This is a genomic window from Streptomyces sp. UNOC14_S4 (assembly GCF_020740835.1).
Classification (GTDB): domain Bacteria; phylum Actinomycetota; class Actinomycetes; order Streptomycetales; family Streptomycetaceae; genus Streptomyces.
Window position 1 is genome coordinate 1 of sequence record NZ_JAINFC010000505.1, and the last position, 5,369, is coordinate 5,369.

Sequence of the window (5,369 nt, forward strand, 5' to 3'; positions counted from 1 at the left end):
CACAGGAAGGGGAAGGGGAAGGGGAAGCGGAAGGGGAACGAACGGAGCCGGACGGCGGGCAGGGCTCCGGCCCGGACCAGGGAAGGGCGCAGGAGCAGGAGCAGGAGCAGGCCCAGCCGTCGCACGACAGGAAGGAGGCGGCCTCGTGAGCACCGTCAGCGACGCCGCTGCCAAGGCCGTGCCGCCGGGGGCGCCCGGGGCCTTCGGACTTGTCGGCAGGTCCGTGCGCGACTCCCTCGTCGTCGCCAAGCGGAATCTCATCCGGATGCTGCGCATTCCCGAGGTGGTCATCTTCGGGCTGATCCAGCCGATCATGTTCGTGGTGCTGTTCAGCTATGTCTTCGGCGGCTCGATCGCCGTGGGCGGCAGCACCGACCCCTCGACCTACCGTCAGTTCCTGATGGCGGGCATCTTCGCGCAGACCGTCACCTTCGCCACGGCGGGCGCGGGCGCGGGCATCGCCGACGACATGCACAAGGGCCTCATCGACCGCTTCCGGTCACTGCCGATGGCCCGCGGGGCCGTACTCACCGGCCGTACGCTCGCCGACCTGGTGCAGACCGCGCTGACGCTGGTGGTGCTCGCGGTCGTCGCGGTGATCGTGGGGTGGCGGACACACGCGGGCATCCCCAAGGCGATCGCGGGCTTCGCCCTGCTGCTCCTGCTGGGCTACGCCTTCTCCTGGATCGGCGCCCTGATCGGGCTGAGCGTGCGCACCCCCGAGGCGGCCACCTCGGGCGGGCTCATCTGGCTCTTCCCGTTGACCTTCATCTCCAACGCGTTCGTGCCGTCCGACAATATGCCGACGGTGCTGCGCCATATCGCCGAGTGGAACCCCTTCAGCGCGACCGTGCAGGCGGCGCGGCACCTCTTCGGCAATCTGCCGGACGGCTACCCCGTGCCCGCCGCATGGCCCATGCAGCACCCGGTGTGGGCGTCGCTGATCTGGTCGCTCGTGATCATCGTGGTCTTCCGGACGCTGTCGGTGAGGAAGTACCGCTCGGCAACGGGCTGAGCCGGGCTGCATCCCCGCGCCTTACGGAGCGCCCTGAAGGGGCGCGGGGAACTGCGCGCCCGGCCAGACGCGAGCCGCAGTCGCCCGACTCCACCACGCACCGAGCTCTTGGGCGCACACCCGGCACGGAAACGTGAAAGGAGCCCCGGACCCCTGGACGGGGTCCGGGGCTCCCCCGGAGTACTGGTGCCGGCTCAGCCGGAATACGGCTTGGCCTCCAGGATGCGGACCATGGCCTTCTTGCCGTTGGGCAGCTCGTACTGCGCGTCCTCGCCGATCTTCTTGCCGTTGACGCCGGAGCCCAGCGGGGACTGCGGGGAGTACGTCTCGATGTCCGAGCTCGCGTACTCGCGGGAGGCGAGCAGGAACTGCAGGGTGTCGTCCTCGTCGCCGTCGAAGGCGATGGTGACGACCATGCCCGGGGCCACCACGCCGTCCGCGGCGGGGGCCTCGCCGACCTTGGCGTTCTCCAGCAGCTGGGTCAGCTGGCGCACGCGGAGCTCCTGCTTGCCCTGCTCCTCCTTGGCCGCGTGGTACCCGCCGTTCTCTCGCAGGTCCCCCTCTTCGCGGGCAGCCGCGATCTTCGCCGCGATCTCGGTGCGAGCGGGACCAGACAGGTACTCCAGCTCGGCCTTGAGCTGGTCGTACGCCTCCTGAGTCAGCCAGGTGACGTTGTCGCTGGTCTGGGTCACAGGTGCTCCTCGTCGGTACTGGGGAAAAACTTGGGGATGCATCGGGGATACAAATGAACGCCCTACTCAGAAGGGTGCACCTTCAAAGGTGGGCGAAACCACGAGCCTAACAATTAGCCAGGGAAAGGGGGAAGAAGGAACGGGGAGGAACTGCGCAAGAAATGCGTCAGTGCAGGTCAGGCCCAGCCCCTCAAGATCAGCTCTGGGTGCCCCGGGCGATCGTTCCCGGCCCGGCGATGATCGTTTCCGGTCGGCCCGACGGTGGCGCCCCAAAGGGGCGCGGGGCAGCGTCAATATGCGGCTCCGCCGCGTGGGCGCGACCAGCCACGACGCACCCGCAGACGACTCACCGGTCTTCCAGCGGAGCGCTCAGTCGGTGGTGCAGCCTTCGAGCTTGGTGGAGGCCGCGTGCTGGGTGGTGCGCATCGTGACCCGCTCGGTGAAGTGCTCCTCCTTGCGGTCCAGCCTGACATCCATCCGGCCGACCTCGGAGCCGTCGCCGCCCAGCGCGCGCAGGGTGCACGTGCCCGTGGCGTCCTTGTCCTTGCGGACCTCCAGCACCGCCTGCACGGTGGTTTCCGACATCGGCTTGGAGCGGATCAGCTCCGCGCTGACGTCCGCCTTGGTGGCGTAATGCACACCGAACCAGACGAGCACGCCCGCCAGCGCCACGCCCAGCACCGCACCGACGATCTTGAGGTTGCGGTCCGCACGCTGGTCGGCCGACCGGCCGTAACGCCCCTCGGGGAGGCCCTCGCGCGCCGCAGCCATGATCTTCCTCCTGCCCGGGAACCGGCATCGTCGTCCGGAATGAAACGTCTCCCGCTTCGGTCACTATAGGAGGCGCCCCGAAACACCGATGAGACGGGCCACGACCAGTGACTGAGGATCGAGCGTTGACAGAGCAGCTGCGACTGATGGCGGTGCATGCCCACCCCGACGACGAGTCGAGCAAGGGCGCGGCCACGATGGCCAAGTACGTGTCCGAGGGGGTGGACGTGCTGGTCGCGACCTGCACGGGTGGTGAGCGCGGCTCCATCCTCAACCCCAAGCTCCAGGGCGACCCCTACATCGAGGCGAACATCCACGAGGTGCGCGCCAAGGAGATGGCGGAGGCGCGTGACATTCTCGGCGTGAAGCAGGAGTGGCTGGGCTTCGTGGACTCCGGGCTGCCCGAGGGTGACCCGCTGCCCCCGCTGCCCGAGGGCTGCTTCGCCCTCCAGGACGTCGACGAGGCGGCCGGACGCCTGGTGAAGCTCATCCGTGGGTTCCGCCCGCACGTGATCACCACGTACGACGAGAACGGCGGCTATCCGCACCCCGACCACATCATGACCCACGAGATCACGATGGTGGCCTTCGAGGCGGCGGGCGACCCGGAGCGCTACCCCGAGGCGGGCGAGCCCTGGCAGCCGCAGAAGCTCTACTACAACCAGGGCTTCAACCGGCCGCGCACCCTGGCCCTGCACGAGGCGCTGCTGGCCCGTGGCATGGACTCCCCCTACGGGGAGTGGCTGGAGCGCTGGCAGAAGATGGGCCGCGAGCGCACGCTGACCACGTATGTGCCCTGCGGTGACTTCTTCGCGATCCGCGACAAGGCGCTGATCGCGCACGCCACCCAGATCGACCCCGACGGCGGCTGGTTCCGCGTGCCGCTGGACCTCCAGCGCGAGGTCTGGCCGACCGAGGAGTACGAGCTCGCGAAGTCGCTCGTCGCCACCAGCCTCCCCGAGGACGACCTCTTCGCGGGCATCCGCAACAATTGACCCCATGATGAGCGCGACTGCGACCCTCGCCGCCACCCACCTCGTGCCGCTCGCCGCCGAAGACCTTGACAAGAACAAGGTCACGCCGGGCGTCCTCGGCTTCATCGTCTTCGCTCTGCTCGGCGCCGCCGTCTGGATGCTGATGAAGAGCATGAACAGGCACATGAAGAAGGTCTCGTTCGACGAGGTCCCGGAGGCCGCGGCGATGACCGCGGCCGCGGCCCCCGCCACGGCCGCCACCGCGTCCGGCACGGCCGGTGGCGCGAAGGGCGGCAAGGGCGGCAAGGGCGACAGCGCCGCCAAGGGCTGACGTCCGGCCGCCACCCGGCGGCCCCGATCCCGCTCCGCGGGCCCGGCGGCCCGGCACTGTGCCGAGCCGCCATGTCCGCCATCCCGCGCCCGGACCGGCCGCGGGCCACCCCGGTGGCGTACCGCCTCCCGTCCTCCGTCCGGTTGAACCTGGCGCACGCCGCCCCCTTCCGCGCCCGCGGCACCGCCGCCCGGCAGCCGTCCCCCTTCGGCGATCACCCCGCGATCGCCCCGGGCTTCGAGTGTTCCGCCTCGCCGGGATTTCCGGCAGGCCTGTGGACAACCGCCTGTGGATAACCCGCCGTCGGCGCCGCGATGTGCCCGTCTTCCTCGGCGTGGGCTACAGCTCGTGTCACTGGTGCCAGTGCGCTTACCGAATCCGTAACCGCCTCTACCAGGCGTGACGCCGTAAAGCGGTGACTGGGCGTCGATGCCCTTGTCGCCGACAGCCGGTCTCCTTCCCGGGTGGCATCCAGCCCTCCGCGTGTCTCGTAGTCGTGCAAGGGCGTGAGCACGGAGCGACAGGCATGATCGACAGCCAGGTGCTTCCCGGATGTGCTGTCCTTCGCGGGGAAGCTGTGTGCACATCTTCGGCTGTTCTGGTCCTGCCCCCGAAGATCAAGAGGGGGCGGGATGCCGAAGGTGCCCGAGAGTCGGCGCGTTGGGCGTATAGCCGTGAATGAGGTGCGTGCGCTGCGCTGCTGGAGCGCCACGGGCATATCGTGCAGGAGATCGACGGTGGTAACGACCACGGTGAGGACCTGCATGTCACCTTTGTGTAGAACGGTGAGCGAACAGCAGACTCCATGGTCGTGTCCGCGACCGCTCGGGCAAGTGCTCCCGGAATTTTTGCTTCCCCTTGTGCTCGGCCATGAGGAAATGACCTTCCGGTGCTGTCAGACGGCTCCCAGGTCGACCATGACGGAGAAGGGCGCGGCAGCCTTGATCACGCCGGTGAACATCTCGCCGTCCCTGTAGGCCTTGGTGGCGGGGTCGAGAACGTAGGTGTAGATGATCGGGACACCGGTGGCGGCCTGTTCGACTCGCCAGTAGAAGGGGATTCCGGCCTTGGCGTACTGGTCCACCTTCACGATCCGGTCGGTGGTTTCCGAGCCGGGCGACACGACCTCGACGACCAGAAGTACATGTTCGGGGCGGGTGGGCGTGAGATCGATGGTCTCCGCCCGGTAGACGACGACGTCCGGACGGCGGTTGGTGAGCGGAACGTCCTGCAGGCGGACGTCGAAGTCCGTGTCGGCGTTCCAGTCCGGGCCTGCGGCAGCGTCCAGGGCATTGGCCAGGATTCGGGCCAGCCGGTTGTGCCGCTTGGACGCGCTCGGGCTCACCACGATCATCCCGTCCACGATCTCAATGCCGGCACACTGCTCCTCGGACCAGGAGTCGTACTGCTCCGCGCTGATCTGCGTATGCATCCACGCGGGCGCCACCATCTCGGCGGTCATGATGTACCTCCTCCGAGGAGCCTCGACAGTTCCAGCGCTGCCGGACTCAGCCTACTGTCCTGTGATGCCGGGGCGCCCGATCCGGAAGAGCGCCAGGGGTGTTCGCTATCGACTTGTCCCGCTT

Annotated in this window: 6 protein-coding genes; 3 read left to right on the forward strand and 3 right to left on the reverse strand. The window is 68.5% G+C overall.

The annotated features are described in order from the left end of the window. Positions 1-178 precede the first annotated feature (178 nt). Positions 179-1,015, forward strand: a complete 837-nt coding sequence (locus K6I34_RS30660; RefSeq protein ID WP_229330952.1) for an ABC transporter permease — start codon at positions 179-181, stop codon at positions 1,013-1,015. 194 nt (positions 1,016-1,209) lie between these two features. Here the strand turns inward: K6I34_RS30660 and greA are convergent, their stop codons facing one another. Both greA and K6I34_RS30670 read right to left on the reverse strand, forming a co-directional pair. Then, entirely contained in the window at positions 1,210-1,707 is a 498-nt protein-coding gene (gene greA, locus K6I34_RS30665) for a transcription elongation factor GreA (protein ID WP_229330944.1), read from the reverse strand. A gap of 369 nt (positions 1,708-2,076) precedes the next feature. Beyond that, positions 2,077-2,478, reverse strand: coding sequence for a DUF4307 domain-containing protein (locus K6I34_RS30670; RefSeq protein ID WP_229330946.1), 402 nt, complete (start codon positions 2,476-2,478; stop codon positions 2,077-2,079). Between the two features lie 125 nt (positions 2,479-2,603). On the opposite strand from K6I34_RS30670, the gene mca reads away from it, so the two are divergent. Continuing rightward, positions 2,604-3,473, forward strand: coding sequence for a mycothiol conjugate amidase Mca (gene mca, locus K6I34_RS30675; RefSeq protein WP_229330948.1), 870 nt, complete (start codon positions 2,604-2,606; stop codon positions 3,471-3,473). Positions 3,474-3,480: 7 nt separating this feature from the next. Then, entirely contained in the window at positions 3,481-3,783 is a 303-nt protein-coding gene (locus K6I34_RS30680; RefSeq protein WP_229330955.1) for a hypothetical protein, read from the forward strand. A gap of 895 nt (positions 3,784-4,678) precedes the next feature. Here the strand turns inward: K6I34_RS30680 and K6I34_RS30685 are convergent. After that, on the reverse strand, positions 4,679-5,245 hold the full coding sequence (locus K6I34_RS30685) for a Uma2 family endonuclease (RefSeq protein WP_229330950.1): 567 nt from the start codon (positions 5,243-5,245) through the stop codon (positions 4,679-4,681). Positions 5,246-5,369 lie beyond the last annotated feature (124 nt).